The 15,329-nt window shown below is 63.6% G+C and carries 15 protein-coding genes and 1 tRNA gene; 12 read left to right on the forward strand and 4 right to left on the reverse strand.

What is annotated here, in order from left to right; all coding sequences use genetic code 11:
* Window positions 1-8 precede the first annotated feature (8 nt).
* From surE to ACM6UT_RS20525, 3 genes are all read left to right on the forward strand, one after another.
* On the forward strand, window positions 9-785 hold the full coding sequence (gene surE, locus ACM6UT_RS20515; RefSeq protein ID WP_416799197.1) for a 5'/3'-nucleotidase SurE: 777 nt from the start codon (window positions 9-11) through the stop codon (window positions 783-785).
* 8 nt (window positions 786-793) lie between these two features.
* A complete protein-coding gene (locus ACM6UT_RS20520; protein WP_416799198.1) occupies window positions 794-1,435 on the forward strand; it encodes a protein-L-isoaspartate(D-aspartate) O-methyltransferase in 642 nt (213 codons plus the stop codon).
* A 128-nt stretch (window positions 1,436-1,563) separates the two neighbouring features.
* Window positions 1,564-3,084: a peptidoglycan DD-metalloendopeptidase family protein gene (locus ACM6UT_RS20525; protein ID WP_416799199.1), complete on the forward strand. Its 1,521-nt coding sequence runs from the start codon at window positions 1,564-1,566 to the stop codon at window positions 3,082-3,084.
* Between the two features lie 58 nt (window positions 3,085-3,142).
* Here ACM6UT_RS20525 and ACM6UT_RS20530 read toward each other — a convergent pair whose 3' ends face one another.
* Window positions 3,143-4,015 (reverse strand): ATP-binding protein, encoded by an 873-nt coding sequence (locus ACM6UT_RS20530; protein WP_416799200.1) that lies wholly within the window; start codon window positions 4,013-4,015, stop codon window positions 3,143-3,145.
* A gap of 215 nt (window positions 4,016-4,230) precedes the next feature.
* On the opposite strand from ACM6UT_RS20530, the gene yajC reads away from it, so the two are divergent.
* From yajC to ACM6UT_RS20555, 5 genes are all read left to right on the forward strand, one after another.
* Window positions 4,231-4,581 (forward strand): preprotein translocase subunit YajC, encoded by a 351-nt coding sequence (yajC, locus tag ACM6UT_RS20535; protein WP_129331068.1) that lies wholly within the window; start codon window positions 4,231-4,233, stop codon window positions 4,579-4,581.
* Window positions 4,582-4,643: 62 nt separating this feature from the next.
* Window positions 4,644-7,205, forward strand: coding sequence for a protein translocase subunit SecDF (gene secDF, locus ACM6UT_RS20540; protein ID WP_416799201.1), 2,562 nt, complete (start codon window positions 4,644-4,646; stop codon window positions 7,203-7,205).
* 38 nt (window positions 7,206-7,243) lie between these two features.
* Complete coding sequence (locus tag ACM6UT_RS20545) at window positions 7,244-7,612, forward strand: Mth938-like domain-containing protein (RefSeq protein ID WP_416799202.1); 369 nt, start codon at window positions 7,244-7,246, stop codon at window positions 7,610-7,612.
* A 24-nt stretch (window positions 7,613-7,636) separates the two neighbouring features.
* Window positions 7,637-8,479 (forward strand): phytoene/squalene synthase family protein, encoded by an 843-nt coding sequence (locus tag ACM6UT_RS20550; RefSeq protein WP_416799203.1) that lies wholly within the window; start codon window positions 7,637-7,639, stop codon window positions 8,477-8,479.
* Between the two features lie 185 nt (window positions 8,480-8,664).
* Window positions 8,665-9,057 (forward strand): hypothetical protein, encoded by a 393-nt coding sequence (locus ACM6UT_RS20555; RefSeq protein WP_416799219.1) that lies wholly within the window; start codon window positions 8,665-8,667, stop codon window positions 9,055-9,057.
* A gap of 13 nt (window positions 9,058-9,070) precedes the next feature.
* Here the strand turns inward: ACM6UT_RS20555 and trmFO are convergent, their stop codons facing one another.
* From trmFO to ACM6UT_RS20570, 3 genes are all read right to left on the reverse strand, one after another.
* Window positions 9,071-10,483, reverse strand: coding sequence for a methylenetetrahydrofolate--tRNA-(uracil(54)-C(5))-methyltransferase (FADH(2)-oxidizing) TrmFO (gene trmFO / locus ACM6UT_RS20560; RefSeq protein ID WP_416799204.1), 1,413 nt, complete (start codon window positions 10,481-10,483; stop codon window positions 9,071-9,073).
* A 128-nt stretch (window positions 10,484-10,611) separates the two neighbouring features.
* Window positions 10,612-10,755: a DUF1127 domain-containing protein gene (locus ACM6UT_RS20565; RefSeq protein ID WP_112688511.1), complete on the reverse strand. Its 144-nt coding sequence runs from the start codon at window positions 10,753-10,755 to the stop codon at window positions 10,612-10,614.
* Window positions 10,756-11,026: 271 nt separating this feature from the next.
* Window positions 11,027-11,173: a DUF1127 domain-containing protein gene (locus tag ACM6UT_RS20570; RefSeq protein WP_112688403.1), complete on the reverse strand. Its 147-nt coding sequence runs from the start codon at window positions 11,171-11,173 to the stop codon at window positions 11,027-11,029.
* A gap of 594 nt (window positions 11,174-11,767) precedes the next feature.
* Here ACM6UT_RS20570 and ACM6UT_RS20575 point away from each other — a divergent pair.
* The 4 genes from ACM6UT_RS20575 to tig all read left to right on the forward strand — a co-directional run bounded on the left by ACM6UT_RS20575 (window position 11,768) and on the right by tig (window position 15,324).
* Window positions 11,768-12,871: a DUF2157 domain-containing protein gene (locus ACM6UT_RS20575; RefSeq protein WP_416799205.1), complete on the forward strand. Its 1,104-nt coding sequence runs from the start codon at window positions 11,768-11,770 to the stop codon at window positions 12,869-12,871.
* A complete protein-coding gene (locus ACM6UT_RS20580) occupies window positions 12,868-13,461 on the forward strand; it encodes a GDYXXLXY domain-containing protein (RefSeq protein ID WP_416799206.1) in 594 nt (197 codons plus the stop codon). The genes ACM6UT_RS20575 and ACM6UT_RS20580 overlap by 4 nt, the downstream gene beginning before the upstream one ends.
* 111 nt (window positions 13,462-13,572) lie before the next feature.
* Window positions 13,573-13,657: transfer RNA gene (locus ACM6UT_RS20585), tRNA-Leu, on the forward strand.
* A 185-nt stretch (window positions 13,658-13,842) separates the two neighbouring features.
* The gene (tig, locus tag ACM6UT_RS20590) at window positions 13,843-15,324 is read left to right on the forward strand and encodes a trigger factor (protein ID WP_416799207.1); all 1,482 of its coding nucleotides are present in this window, start codon (window positions 13,843-13,845) and stop codon (window positions 15,322-15,324) included.
* The last annotated feature ends 5 nt before the right edge of the window (window positions 15,325-15,329 follow it).

Here is a 15,329-nt window from a genome sequence, read left to right on the forward strand (position 1 = left end):
AGGTTCGGATGCGCATTCTGCTCACCAATGACGACGGCATCCACGCCGAAGGACTTGCGGTTCTGGAGCGTATCGCCCGTGCGCTGTCTGATGATGTATGGATCGTTGCGCCGGAGACCGACCAGAGCGGCCTTGCCCATTCGCTGACTCTTTCCGAACCGCTACGTCTGCGGAAGGTCTCGGAGAGGCGGTATGCGCTGCGCGGCACGCCGACCGACTGTGTGATCATGGGCATCCGCAAGGTGATGGACGCCAAGCCGGATCTCGTGCTCTCGGGCGTCAATGCAGGCTCGAACCTTGCCGACGACGTAACCTATTCCGGCACCGTTGCCGGTGCCATCGAGGGGTCGCTCCAGGGCGTTCGCTCGATTGCGCTCAGCCAGAGCTACACCTATACGCCGGAGGAGCCGCGCTACATTCCGTGGGAAACCGCAGAAACGCTGGCGCCTGATCTCATCCGGAGGCTGATGACGGTCGAGATGACGCCGGATACATTGCTCAACGTCAACTTCCCGAATTGTGCGCCGAAGGATGTACAGGGGATCGCCGTCACGTCGCAGGGCAAGCTCGACTTCGGGCTGACGGTCGAGCAGCGCTCGGACGGCCGCGGTTTTCCTTATTACTGGTTGCGCTTCGGCGAGCGCCAGGGGCATTTCCGTGACGGCACGGATATCCACGCGGTCAAGAACCACAAGATTTCGGTCACGCCGCTCAAGCTCGACCTGACCGATTACGGCGCCCAGGATCGGATCGCGCAGGCGCTTGGCTACGGGGTGCGCGATTGAAGTCGGCAATGGTCGAAAAGGAAGGCTTTGCCGCGCTGGTTCTGCGCCTGCGTGCCGAAGGAATCTCCGACCTCGACCTCTTGACGGCCGTCGAACAGACCCCGCGCTCGGCATTCGTGCCGCCGCAGTTCGCCGATCAGGCCTATTCCAGCCGCACCATCCCGATCGAGTGCGGCGCGTTCATGGAGGGTGCCGATCTCGCCCTGCGTCTCCTCGACCGGCTGAACGTCAAGCCGGGACAGCGGGTGCTGGACATCGGCACCGGCAGTGGCTTCATGGCGGCCGTGCTCGGCAGGCTCACCGAGCGTGTCGTCTCGATCGACCGTTACAAGACTTTGATCGGCAGCGCGCAACGCCGGCTCGAAAAGCTCGGCATTCGCAATGTTGTCCTGCGCCAGTCCGATGGCAGCAATGGCTTGCCCGGTGAAGGGACGTTCGACCGCATCCTTTCGACTGCGGCGTTTCCGGCGATGCCGCGCTTCTATGCCGAGCAACTGGTTTCGGGCGGGGTCTTTCTGGCGCCGTTGATGGTGGCGGAGGAGACCTGCGTGATGGTGCGGCTGACCAAGACCGGCAGCCGTTTCGAGCGCGAGGACCTCTTCGAAGTGCCGTACCTGCCGCTCGTACCCAAGGTCGCCTCCCACCTGTGAGCTGCGGGACGCGCTGAAAGAGGCGCCGCTTCCAAATAGTTCATTGCGATTCCCGCAAGTTAACCGGGCGGTAACACTAACGCGCTTTAATCATCCCACATCCAGTTGAGTATTTTGTGGGTCGAGTTATGCGTGAGAATTCGTCGCTGAAAACCGAACTGCCTATCGTCCGGATCGCAGGTGCGATGCTGTTGGCGAGTGTCGTTGCCGGATGCAGTTCCGACGCGACCCGCTTCAGTTCCATCTTTTCCCAGGACACGATGACGACTGCCTCGATTCCCCAGAGGGGTGATGGCGGCGTTGGGATAGCCGGACATCCGACGCCGACCATGGAAGTTGCGAGCGCTCAGCCGTCTTACCAGCAGGACTACGGTACCCGTCAGCAGGCGCTGAGCCAGCCCTATCCGGCGCAGCCAGCAGCCTCGGGCTCCGTTGCTCGCATGGCAAGCTCGCCGGCCGCCGTGCAGCGTTCGGAACTCGCCGCCCCGACGGCTGACGCCGGGCGGCAGCAGGCGATGGCGCAGCCTTTCCCCGCCGCACAGAAGACGGTGACTGACGATCTCGCCACCGGCAGCAATCCGCCGGCCGGCAACTGGGCGACCGCAAACGAATCCCGCGTCACGCTCCGGCCCGGTGAGACGGTCGCTACGCTCTCCAAGCGTTTCGGTGTGCCGGAAGCTGCGATCCTGAAGGCGAATGGCCTCAGCCTGGCATCCGACGCCGCTCCCGGCCAGTTGATGATTATCCCGCGCCTCGGTGGAAATGCGGCTCGCGCCTCCGCTGATGTCGCCTCTCTACCGGCGAAGGGCAATGCGCCCGCGCAACTGCCTCAGCAGGAGCAGAAGGTCGCCGTTCTGCCGAATGCGCCCGGCAGTCGCGAGAAGTCTCAGGTCCAGCAGGCAGGCGCCACCGGCAAGAACGTTGCGGGAACCGGGCAGGGCGGCAGCTACGTCGTCAAGCCGGGCGATACGCTTACCAGGATCGCCAAGGCAACCGGTACGCCGATCGATGCCCTGAAGGCTGCGAACGGCCTCTCCTCGACCAATATCCGTGTCGGCCAGGCGCTGACGATCCCGGCCGCAGGAGCCGCACCGGTCGCCGCAACGAAGGTCGCCTCCGCCAAACCGTCCGACGCGACGCTGACGACGGCTTCCGTCCCGGCCGCCAGTGAGAAGAAGGCGACGCCGGCTGCCTATCAGCCGCCCGCTGCCACCCAGACCGTCGGTGACGTTGCCTCGGCAACGACCAAGGACGAAGCGCCGGAGACCACCGGAATCGGCAAATATCGCTGGCCCGTCACGGGGGCGGTCGTCGCCGGCTACGGCGCGAACGTCGACGGCAAGCGCAATGACGGTATCGATATCTCTGTTCCGGCCGGCACGCCGGTCAAGGCCGCGGAAAACGGCGTCGTCATCTATGCCGGCAACGGTCTCAAGGAGCTCGGCAACACGGTTCTCGTCCGCCATGACGACGGCACGGTAACGGTCTACGGCCACGCCGACGCGCTCAAGGTCCAGCGCGGGCAGAAGGTGCAGCGCGGCCAGCAGCTCGCCACGTCCGGCATGAGCGGCAGCGCCAAGCGCCCGTCACTGCACTTCGAGGTCCGCAAGGACGCGACGCCGGTCAACCCGATGACTTTCCTGGAATAGGTATTGCGCACCAGGAGAGCGTAGAAAAGGTCCGGTCGTCCGGACCTTTTTTCGTTTGTCAGCCGCGATCCATGGTGATGCGCAGGCGCCCGGCGAGGTCCTGGATGTACTGCCAGGCCACTCGGCCGGAGCGGCCGCCGCGGGTGGTCGCCCATTCGAGCGCCTCGGCATGCAGCGTCTCGCGGTCGAGCGGCAGGCGGAAATGCTCGGCATAGCCGTCGATCATCGTCAGATAGTCATCCTGGCTGCACTTGTGGAAGCCAAGCCAGAGGCCGAACCGGTCGGAAAGCGAGACCTTTTCCTCGACCGCTTCGGACGGGTTTATGGCGGTCGACTGCTCGTTTTCCATCATGTGGCGCGGCAGCAGGTGGCGACGGTTGGACGTCGCGTAGAAGAGCACGTTGTCGGGCCGGCCCTCTACACCGCCGTCGAGTGCGGCCTTCAGCGACTTGTAGGCGGTGTCGTCGTGATCGAAGGAGAGGTCGTCACAAAAGACGATCACCCGGTGGGGTGCCGCCTTGAGGATGTCGAGGAGGACGGGCAGCGAGGAAATGTCCTCGCGATGCACCTCGACGAGCTTCAGCGAAATGCCGGTCGCGGCCTTCACGTCGGCGTGGACGGCCTTGACCAGCGAGGATTTGCCCATGCCGCGGGCACCCCAGAGCAGAACGTTGTTGGCGGGGAAGCCTTCGGCGAAGCGCAGCGTGTTTTCGTGCAGGATGTCGCGGACGTGATCGACGCCGCGGATGAGCGACAGCGCCACGCGATTGGGGCGCGGGACCGGTTGCAGATGGCTGCGTGGCGGTACCCAGACGAAACAGTCGGCGGCATCCCAGTCGTTTTCGGCGGGGGCGGGACCTGCCAACCGCTCCACGGCGACCGTCAGTCGGCGCAGTTCGTTCAGGATCAGGAGGTTGAGTTCCTCGGCCATGACTGTTTCCTCGCGAAGGTGAAGACGCCTGCGGCTATGTCCGCTTTTTCCGGGCGGTAGCATGGCCTTTTGCAGCACGAAAGGGTAAGACGCCTTGAATCGGTACGCACGGCCGCCGTTTCTGTTGCAATCGCTTGGCTCGCCACTATATTCCGGCGACCTGAAGCGGCAGCAGCGGCTGCCGGCAGGCCTTGTTGTCTAGGGAGTTCTTTTCCATGTTCATTACGCAGGCATTCGCGCAGGACGCAGCAGCCCAGGGTGCAACCGGCTTCGGCTCCGGTCTCGAAATGCTTTTCCTTTTCGCGCCGCTGATGGTCGTCTGGTACTTCTTTCTGATCCGGCCGCAGCGCCAGCAGATGAAGAAGCGCGAGGAAACGCTTTCCTCGATCCGTCGCGGTGACCAGGTCGTGCTCGGCGGCGGCATCGTCGGCAAGGTTGCGAAGGTCATCGATGACAAGGAACTCGACGTGGAGATCGGCGACGGTGTAAAGGTGCGCGTGTTGCGCGCCTATGTCGCGGAAGTCCGTGTGAAGGGCGAGCCCGTCAAGGCCGACGCCGCCTCCTGATCGTTTGCGGACGATGCCTCGCGCCGAACCGTCGGTTGTCATAACCTGATTTCGAGAGTTTCATGCTGTATATCCCCCGCTGGAAGACGATCCTGATCTGGCTCACCGTCGCGGTGAGCGTGGTGATCGCCATGCCCAATTTCTTCAGCAACGAGCAGCTCGCGTCGTTTCCGTCGTGGGTCCCCTCGAAGAAGGTTACGCTCGGTCTCGACCTTCAGGGTGGCTCCCACATCATGCTGAAGATCGAGAAGGCCGACATCATCAAGGAACGGCTCGAGACGACCGTCGGCGACATCCGCAATAGCCTGCGTGAGGCGGGCATCCGCTACACCGGGCTTTCCGGGGTCGGACAGCAGATCCAGGTCCGCATTACGGATGCGGACAAGATCGAGGCGGCGAAGGAGGCTCTCACACCACTGACCCAGGCGGTCAGCGTCGGCGGCCTGACCGGTGGCTCCGTGCAGGAGGTGACGATGACGGAAGGCGAGGGTGGCCTTTTGCGCTTCAACCTCACCGACGCCGGCATTACCTATCGCGCTTCTTCAGCGCTGACCCAGTCGATCGAGGTAGTTCGCCGCCGCGTCGACGAACTCGGCACCACCGAGCCGCTGATCCAGCGCCAGGGCGACGATCGCATCATCGTCCAGGTTCCGGGCCTCACCGACCCGCAGCGCCTGAAGTCGCTGCTCAACCAGACCGCCAAGCTCACCTTCCACATGGTCGATACGAGCATGCCGGTCGAAGAGGCGATCAACGGCCGTCCGCCGGCTTCTTCCGAGGTCCTCTATTCCATGGATGATCCGGCCGTGCCCTATCTCGTCGAGAAGCGGGCACTGGTCTCCGGCGAAAACCTCGTCGATGCGCAGGCCACCTTCAACCAGCAGACCAACGAGCCGGTCGTTTCCTTCCGCTTCGACAGCAAGGGTGCGCAGCGCTTTGCGCAGGCGACGCAACAGAATGTCGGCCGGCCCTTCGCGATCGTCCTCGACGATCAGGTGATTTCCGCTCCCGTCATCCGCGAACCGATCGTCGGCGGCTCCGGCCAGATCTCCGGCGGCTTCTCGGTCGAAGGGGCAAACGACCTTGCCGTGCTGCTGCGCGCCGGCGCGCTGCCTGCGACCCTGACGGTCGTCGAGGAGCGCACTGTCGGTCCCGGCCTCGGTGCGGACTCGATCAGCGCCGGCCTCGTCGCCTCGGTGATCGGTGCGATTGCGGTCGTTCTCTTCATGCTCGCCTTCTACGGCGTCTTCGGCGTGATGGCGAACATCGCCCTTGCCGCCAATATCGTGATGATCTTCGCCGCCCTGACGACGCTCGGCTCGACGCTGACGTTGCCGGGTATCGCCGGTATCGTTCTGACGATGGGGATGGCGGTCGACTCGAACGTGCTCGTCTACGAACGCATCCGCGAGGAGGTGAAGAGCGGCCGGTCGCTGGTCCAGTCGATCGACGTGGGCTTCAACAAGGCCTTCGCGACGATCGTCGATGCCAACCTGACGACGCTCATCGCCGCCGTCGTGCTGTTCTTCCTCGGCTCCGGCCCGGTCCGCGGCTTCGCGGTCACGCTTGCCGTCGGTATCGTCACCACCGTCTTCACCGCCTTTACGATGACCCAGTGGCTGATGGCCGTGTGGCTCCGCTGGCGTCGGCCGAAGCATCTGCCGAAGGGCGTACGCACCGGCATGTTCGATACCCAGAACATCCGCTTCATGGCGGTCCGGAAGTTCACCTTCATCGGCGCCGGCGCGTTGATCGCGATCTCTCTCGCCGGTTTCATCTTGATCGGCCTCAACCTTGGCATCGACTTCAAGGGCGGTTCGGTGATCGAGCTCAAGGCGCGGCAGGGGACGGCGGACATCGCCGACATCCGCGAACGGTTGAGCGAACTGAACCTCGGCGAAATCCAGGCGCAGGGATTCGGGGACCCGTCGAGCGTGCTCGTTCGCCTGCAGTCGCAGGAAGGCGGCGAAAACGCCGAACAGTCGGCGATCTCGCTCGTGCGTCAGGAGTTGCAGGACCAGTACGAGTTCCGCCGCGTGGAAGTGGTCGGGCCGGCCGTTTCGAGCGACCTGACGGCGAACGCCACGATCGGCGTCGGCGTGTCACTCCTGCTCATCCTGATCTACATCTGGTTCCGTTTCGAGTGGCAGTTCGCGGCAGGTGCGATCATCGCGACCCTGCACGACGTGATCCTGACCCTCGGGCTCTTCGTCTTCACCGGCATCGAGTTCAACCTCACCAGTATCGCGGCGATCCTGACGATTATCGGCTATTCGCTGAACGATACGGTGGTGGTGTACGACCGCATGCGTGAGAACCTGAGGCGTTACAAGAAGATGCCGCTGGACGTCCTGATCGACGCCTCGGTCAACCAGACACTGTCGCGCACGGTGCTGACCGGTTCGACGACGTTGATTGCGCTTCTCGCCCTCTACCTCTTCGGCGGGGAAGTCATCTCCTCCTTCACGCTGGCCATGCTGTTCGGCGTCCTGATCGGCACTTTCTCGTCGGTCTATATGGCGGCACCTGTCCTCATCGCCTTCAGGCTGCGCCCTGAGAGCTTCCAGCAGGACGAAAAGGCCGCCGAAGGCGAGGCCCTGCCGGCCGGCAAGGCGGGGGCCTGATCGCGGTGGCGGAGGCGCCGGGAAACCGGGGTATCGTGATGCGCGAGGCCCATTTCCCGGGCCGCGCGCCGATCGACGCCTACGGCAAGGGCGGCTTCCGCTTCGCCGACATGTCGCATCGCGGCTCCTTGCTTCTGTTGCCCTCGGGCATATATGGCTGGGAGTTGACGCAGGGTGATCCGCTTTCCGTCGACGCTTTCCAGCGCGTGCTGGATGAGGCGGGCGACATCGAGGTGCTGCTGGTCGGAACCGGGAAAGACCTGCGTCCGATCCCTGCCGACCTCAAGGCAGCGCTCCGGGAGCGCGGCATCGCAAGCGACCCCATGGGCACGGGCGCTGCGGTTCGCACCTACAATATCATGCTTGCCGAACAACGTGCCGTGGCAGCTGCGCTGATTGCGGTCTGAGACGAGTTCTTGCTGGAAAAGGCGATGCCGGATAACGAAGCCATCTGCCTTGCCGGGCTGCGCGACACGGATCGGGACCGCTATCTCGCGGCTTTGCTCTCTCCGGCCGACAAGCGCGCCGGGCTGGTCGCCCTCTACGGCTTCAACGCCGAGATTGCGCGTATCCGCGATGCGGTGCGCGAGCAGCTTCCGGGCGAGGTTCGGCTGCAATACTGGCGTGATCTCGTTTCAGGGGTCGAACATGGCGAGACGGCGGCCAATCCGCTCGGAGCCCTTCTCCTCGAGACCATCCGGCGCCATGACCTGCCGGTCGAAGCCCTCCTGCGGATGCTCGACGCCCGCATATTCGACCTCTACGACGACCCGATCGAGAGCCGCGGCATGTTCGAGGGATATGCGGGCGACACGGCCTCCGCCCTCATACAGCTCGCAAGCCTGATACTCGCGCCCGACGAAGCGGCGAATTGCGCCGAACGCGCCGGTCACGCCGGTGTCGCGCAGGCGGTCGCAGGGTCGATCCTGCTCCTGCCGCGGACGAACGCGCGAGGCCAGCTCTACATTCCCCTGGAGATATTGAAGGCTGTTGGTCTCGATCGCGAGGGCTTCCTTGCGGGCGAGGATCGTGCGCGGATATCCGCCGCCGTCGAAGCCTTTGCAGGGTTGGGGCGGGAGCATCTCGCGAAAGTGCGTCGCGCTGGCGCTTTGCCCGCCGCAGTCATGCCGGCCTATCTGCCGGTCGCACTCGTGGGCAGCGTCCTCGATCGGGCCGTAGCAAAGCCCGCGCGCGTCCTTGCGGAAGAGATCAGAGCGCCGCAATGGCGACGGCAATTGCTTCTTATGTGGGCCATGTTCCGGCGGCAGGTCTGAGGCGGGCCAAATTCGCGCAAGCCTCGGCTGCTACGACGCTCCCGGCCGTGACGTCACGGAGGTGCCTGCACCGTTCGCGTCATCGGTGACGCAAACGGGAGGAGAAGAGGGAGGCTGATGTGACGCTTGTCACGTGGGTGGTGATCTTTGGACTAGCGGCCCTGTTCGCCATCGGTGCGACACGCATGGCGCGGCAGGCGACGAGCGATGAGTCCCATGATACCGGCCTGGCGATCCTGCAGTTCGGTCGCGCCTTTCCCAACGAAGCGATCCGTAATCTGCGTGCAACGGCAGACGGTAAGGCGGTTTTCGTTCGCCTGCACGACAACAAGACCGGCTTCATGCGCAACATGCGCAGCCATTTTGCCTGTCATCTGATCGAGCCGGGCACCGTCAGGGTGCGAGACCTGCCGAACGGCCGGGGACTCTCAATCGAGTTTCTGGATGCACCGTTCCACAACGGCGACTTCGTTTTCACCTCGGCTGCCGAGGCGGCCGAGGTATCGCTCTGGCTACTCGGCAACTATATCAGCGTAGGCGACCGGCAAGACGCAGACGAGCCGGTCGCCAGGGGCTGACGAAGAGCCGTTCTCACGCGCCTTCGAGCCACCGCCGGCAATCGGCCAGTGCCCGGGCCGCGATCAGCTGACGTTTCATGATCGTCTTGTCCTTGCCGCGGAAGCGCTTGACGCCTTCGGGCTTGGTGATGGAACCGGGCTCCAGCTCCGGGAACAATCCGAAATTGATGTTCATGGGCTGAAAGGATCGCTTGCCGGGTTCCTCGTCGGTGACGATGTGACCCCCGGTGATGTGATTGAGGAGCGACCCCATGGCCGTGGTGACGGGCGGCAGGCGGACCGGCTCGCCCTTTCGCTCCGCAGCAGCGAAGCGGCCGGCAAGCAGGCCGATGGAGGCGCTCTCGACATAGCCCTCACAGCCGGTGATCTGTCCGGCGAAGCGCAGGCCGCGGCGGCTCTTCAGCTGCAGTGTTTCGTCGAGCAGGACCGGCGAGTTGATGTAGGTGTTGCGGTGCAGGCCGCCGAGGCGGGCGAATTCCGCGTTCTCGAGGCCCGGAATCATCCGGAAGATCTCTGCCTGGGCGCCGTAACGCAGCTTCGTCTGGAAGCCGACCATGTTGTAGAGCGTGCCGAGCGCATTGTCCTGGCGCAGCTGGACGACCGCGTAGGGCTTGACGGTCGGGTTGTGGGCGTTGGTCAGGCCCATCGGCTTCATCGGCCCGTGCCGCAGCGTCTCGCGGCCGCGTTCCGCCATGACCTCGATCGGCAGGCAGCCGTCGAAATAGGGCGTGCCCTCCCATTCCTTGAAGCCGACGGTGTCGCCGGCGATCAGAGCATCGATGAAGGCGTTGTACTGCGCCTCGTCGAGCGGGCAGTTGATGTAGTCCTTGCCGGTTCCGCCGGGTCCGACCTTGTCGTAACGCGACTGGTACCAGCAGACGTTCATGTCGATCGAGTCGCGATGGACGATCGGTGCGATGGCATCGAAGAAGGCGAGTGCGTCCGCGCCGGTCTCGAGGCGGATCGCTTCGGCGAGTGCCGGCGAGGTGAGCGGGCCGGTCGCGACGACCGTCGAGCCCCATTCCTCGGGCGGGAGGCCGGTGACTTCCTCACGGACGATCGTGATGAACGGATGGCTTTCGAGCGCGGCGCTGACGGCGGCGGAAAAGCCGTCGCGGTCGACAGCGAGCGCTCCGCCGGCCGGCACCTGGTTCCGGTCGGCCGCGGCCATGATGAGCGATCCGGCAAGGCGCATCTCGGCATGGATCACGCCGACCGCATTGGAGGTGGCATCGTCCGACCGGAAGGAATTCGAGCAGACGAGTTCGGCAAGTCCGTCGGTCTTGTGGGCATCGGTGCCGCGCACGCCGCGCATCTCGTGCAGGATCACCGGCACGCCGGCCTGGGCCGCCTGCCATGCCGCTTCCGAACCGGCGAGGCCGCCGCCGACGATGTGGATGGGGGAGAGGGTCTCTGTCTTCGTCATGCGGGCTGCTTATCACGCGGCGTCGACGGTTCCAATCGCCACGAATCAAAAACGGCACCACGCGGTGCCGTTCGGCGTCTTCTTTGTTTCGTGGCGTCCCGCGGCTGCGGAGCGGCCGGCATCAGTGCTTAACGAAACGAGCGTGCCGCGATGTTCCGGATATCGTAGCGTGTAATGCCGATGTCGGACAGCGCCTGGTTGGACAGGTTGCCGAGCTCCGAGATCGTGCGGCGGTAGCTCATCCAGTTCTTGGCATAGCGGATCGGGTTCATGGTCTTTTCCTCGAAAGATATTGTTTCCGCTGGTCGTGCGGGCCTCCGCATCAGCGATTGAGCCTTTTATACGCTCGTAAAACAATATTGTGCAGTGCAAATAACGAGCGACTGCTATGCAAATGTGCAAGTCGTGGCGAGAAATTGGGCAGGACTCAGAAAGCCAGCGCCAAGCCTGGGCGGAGACGGTCGCTCCGCCGTCCGATGAACACAAAAAAGGCCTCCCGCGAGGGAGGCCGTTCAGGTCTTCCAGATTGGAAGCGGCTGTAGATCAGCCGGCGATGGCGTCGCGGGCAACGCGACGGATGTCTTCGCGGCCAATGCCGAGGTCGCGCAGTTCGCGGTCCGACATGCGGCCGAGTTCGTTGATGGTCTGACGGTACTTGCGCCAGTTGCTGAGCGAGCGAGCGAAGTTCATGATGGTCTCCTTGGACTTGCGGCGGCGGCCGTCCTCGGCGCCGTCCTGATTTCATGAACTCAATATATGTTGCGCTGCAAAATCGTGTAGAGCCAAGTTTGTATGCCACCTATGCATCAAATGCATGATGCGACCGCTTGCCGATCGTTCGCTGTTCATTTTTGCATCACCCGCAGGGCGCTTGCGGAGAGCAGATCGGTCAGGGGATGGCAAAAACAAATAACGCTCACCGGGGGAGGAGGTCCGGTGAGCGTCATTTTGGGTGACTGGCAACTGGGAGGAGGAGTGCTGCCAGTCTTATCGGTGCGACACTGGGAGGAGGAGGGTGTGGCACCGAATTTCGTCGAGATCCCTTGGTCGCCGCCGGCGCCTCAAGTCGATCTCTATGATCTGAATATAGTACGCTGACTTCGCTTTGTGCAGTGCAATAGTTTCATGGAAGACATGCAGTTTATGCATGGCCGAGGAGCGTGTCGCAGAATGCCCTCGAAAGGGCATTGTCATTTCCACTCTCGCAAATCAGAGTGCCACAGAGTGCGATGCGGCGACATGCGGCAAGGCACCGCAGGTTGCGAGGGATCTCAGGGGGGGACTATGTATCGCGGAAGGCTGAAACGCGACTTCGATCTGTGGGTCGAAAAAGGGCTGGTGGCTCGTCCCGCCGCCGATGCGATGCTCGCCGACTATGACCAGCGCCGATCGGCCTTCAGCGTCGGCGGCGTGCTGACCATGCTTGCGGCGCTACTGATCTCCGCCTCCATCCTGCTGCTGATCGCGGCGAACTGGGAGGAAATCCCTCGCGGCGTCAAGGTGATTTCCGACGTCGTCCTCGTCTGGGTCTTCCATCTCTCCGCAGGCCTAGCCTTCGGCCGCGGTGCGGATCGTCTTGGCGGCGCAGCCCTGGTGCTCGGCACGATGAGCTTCGGTGGCGCCATAGCGCTGATCGGGCAGCTCTACCATCTGTCTGGCGACACCGCGGATGCTATGCTGCTCTGGTTTTCGGGCGCCGTGGTCTCGGCTTTCCTCTTCCGCTCCGCAGCGGTGACGGTCGCCGCCGGTTTTCTCGCCTTCGCCGTTTCCTCTGCTGTGGTCGAACAGTTCGACTGGGAGTGGGACTGGCTTTACGGCTGGTCGCCGATCGCCTGCGCCGTCATCGTGCTGGCGCTCGTCTACCGGACCGGCGCGGATCGCGCCCGCCATCTTGCCTACCTCGTCGGTCTTTCATGGCTTGGCTGGCTCTATGGCCTCAGCGAGGAGGTCTGGCCGGCCGTGGCGTATGCACTGCTGGGCACGCTGGCTTTCGTGGCGTTGACGGTGAAGGGCTCTCCTCTGGAGGCGATAGCCCGCCGGGCGGGAGCGGCCCCGGCCTTCTATGCCTGCGCCCTGGCAGTGCTCGGCCTTCTTGCGCTTCATTTCGAATATGATGCCGGGGGCCGGCTTGCCGTGCTCGCCGCGGCGACCATCGCCTTCGTGCTGCTCACTCTCGCGCTCGCCGGGCGTGATAACGGCGCGGTGCGCTATCTCGCCTATACGGTCTTCGCCGGCGAGGTGCTTTATCTCTCGTTCGTGACGATCGATTCCATGCTCGGCACATCCGGCTTCTTCCTGCTTTCCGGCCTCGTGGTCGCAGCGCTCGCCTTCGTCGTCGTCCGCATGGAAAAACTCTTTGCCCGCAGAGCCGAGGAGGCCGGCCGATGAACACTGCAACCGGAGCCGCAGGCGGACGCTACTATCTTCTCGTTGCGGCAGGCGTGTCGGCCCTTTTTACCGCCGTCCTGCTCTACATGATCGAGCATCGGGCGGCGATCCTGCGCTCCGGCGCCGAGGTGGTCCTGAAGACGGTGCCGATCGATCCGCGTGATCTTCTGCGCGGAGACTATGTCATCCTTTCCTATGAGGTTTCGCGGATTCCCGCTTCCCTCGTCACCGGCGACTGGCCGGTCCCCGGAAGCTGGACGCGGATGAACGTGCGGCTGAAGCCGGGAACAGACGGTTACTGGACGGTTGCCGAGGCCGCCTTCGGCGATCTGCCGTCGGCGGAAGGGTCGGTGGTGCTGCGCACGCAGCGCTTCCGTCTCTATACGCCTCCGGACGACAAGGAGGGCGAAATCAGCGTCGACTACGGCATCGAGCGCTACTACGTGCCGGAGGGCGAGGGCAGGCCGATCGAGGATGCGCGTAACGACGACGAGGTGTCGGTGGCGGCCCGCGTCGGCGCCGGCGGGCAGGCGCAGATCCGGGAACTCAGGGTGCGCGGCGTCCCCGCCTACGAGGAGCCGCTCTACTGAGCCGAGACCGCTTCTGACTGTCATTTTTCCTTTGCGCGGACGGAAACGGGTGATATAGAGACGCGCGCTCCGGAGGGGCCATGCGCGAAGGCAGCATGCGGTTCTTTGGACGCGGGTATGGTGGAATTGGTAGACACGCCAGATTTAGGTTCTGGTGCCGCAAGGCGTGGGAGTTCAAGTCTCTCTACCCGCACCAGGATTACCGCGCGGGTTGCCGGGAGGGGCGAAACAGCCGTTCCTGTCACCCTTTGCGCCATTTTGCCTGGCAAAATGCTTGAAGATTGCGTACCAGCCACGCCCGGGAAAGAAGAATTCCGGCGTCGTGCTCAATGAAAACCACCGGCTGTCCGAGCACGGCCGCCACGACATGAAGGTAAGAACATGCAGGTTATCGAAACGCTCGCTGAAGGGCTGAAGCGCGAAATCAAGGTCGTCGTTCCGGCCAAGGACATGGAACAGCGGATGAACGAGCGCCTCGCCGAGGCCAAGGACAAGGTCCGCATCAACGGTTTCCGCCCGGGCAAGGTGCCGATGTCGCACCTGAAGAAGGTCTACGGCAAGTCGGTCATGGCCGAGCTCGTCAACGAGATCATCCGCGAAAAGCCGAGCGCGATCCTTTCCGAGCGCGGCGAGAAGTCTGCGACCCAGCCCGAAGTCACGATGACCGAGGACGAGGCCGAAGCCGACAAGATCCTGAACGCGGAAGCTGATTTCGAATTCACGCTCTCCTACGAAGTCATTCCGCCGATCGAACTGAAGCCGGTTTCCGGCATCAAGGTCGTGCGTGAAGTCGTCGACATCGAAGAAGGCGAAGTCGAGGACCAGATCCGCAAGATCGGCGAAAGTGCCCGCAGCTACGAAACCAAGAAGGGCAAGGCCGCCGACGGCGACCGCGTCACCATGGATTACGTCGGCAAGGTCGATGGCGTCGCCTTCGACGGCGGCACCGACGCCGATGCCGAACTCGTTCTCGGTTCGAACCGCTTCATCCCGGGCTTCGAAGACCAGCTCGTCGGCGTCAAGGCCGGCGATGAGAAGGTCATCACCGTCACTTTCCCGGAAGACTATCCGGCCAAGAACCTCGCCGGCAAGGAAGCCACCTTCGACATCACCGTCAAGGAAGTCGCCGCTCCGGGTGAGATCACCCTCGACGACGAGCTCGCCAAGAAGCTCGGCATCGAATCGCTCGATCGCCTGAAGGAAATCGTCCGCGGCCAGATCGAAAGCCAGTTCGGCTCGGTCACCCGCCAGAAGGTCAAGCGTCAGATCCTCGACCAGCTCGATGAGATGTACAAGTTCGAAACCCCGGCGCGCCTCGTCGAAGCCGAATTCGAAAACATCTGGCGCCAGATCAACACCGATCTCGCCCAGTCCGGCAAGACCTTCGAGGATGAAGACACCACCGAAGAGAAGGCCCGCGACGAATATCGCACGCTCGCCGAGCGCCGCGTCCGCCTCGGCCTCGTCCTCTCCGAAATCGGCGAAAAGGCCGGCGTCGAAGTAACCGAGGAAGAAATGCAGCGCGCCCTCTATGCACAGCTGCAGCAGTTCCCGGGTCAGGAAAAGCAGATCCTCGACTTCTTCCGCAAGACGCCGGGCGCTTCCGCCTCGCTGCGCGCACCGATCTTCGAAGAGAAGGTGGTTGACCACCTGCTCGGTGAAATCGACGTCACCGACAAGAAGGTAAGCAAGGAAGAGCTGCTCGCCGACGACGAAGCCGAAGGCGCTGAAAAGCCGGCGAAGAAGGCAGCACCGAAGAAGAAGGCTGCTGCCAAGGCCGACGATGCCGCCGAAGGCGAGGAAGCTGCTCCGAAGAAGAAGACAGCACCGAAGAAGAAGGCTGCCGAAGGCGACGCCGAATAATCGGT

Source organism: Ciceribacter azotifigens (genome assembly GCF_048159625.1).
In the GTDB taxonomy this organism is placed as follows: domain Bacteria; phylum Pseudomonadota; class Alphaproteobacteria; order Rhizobiales; family Rhizobiaceae; genus Allorhizobium; species Allorhizobium azotifigens.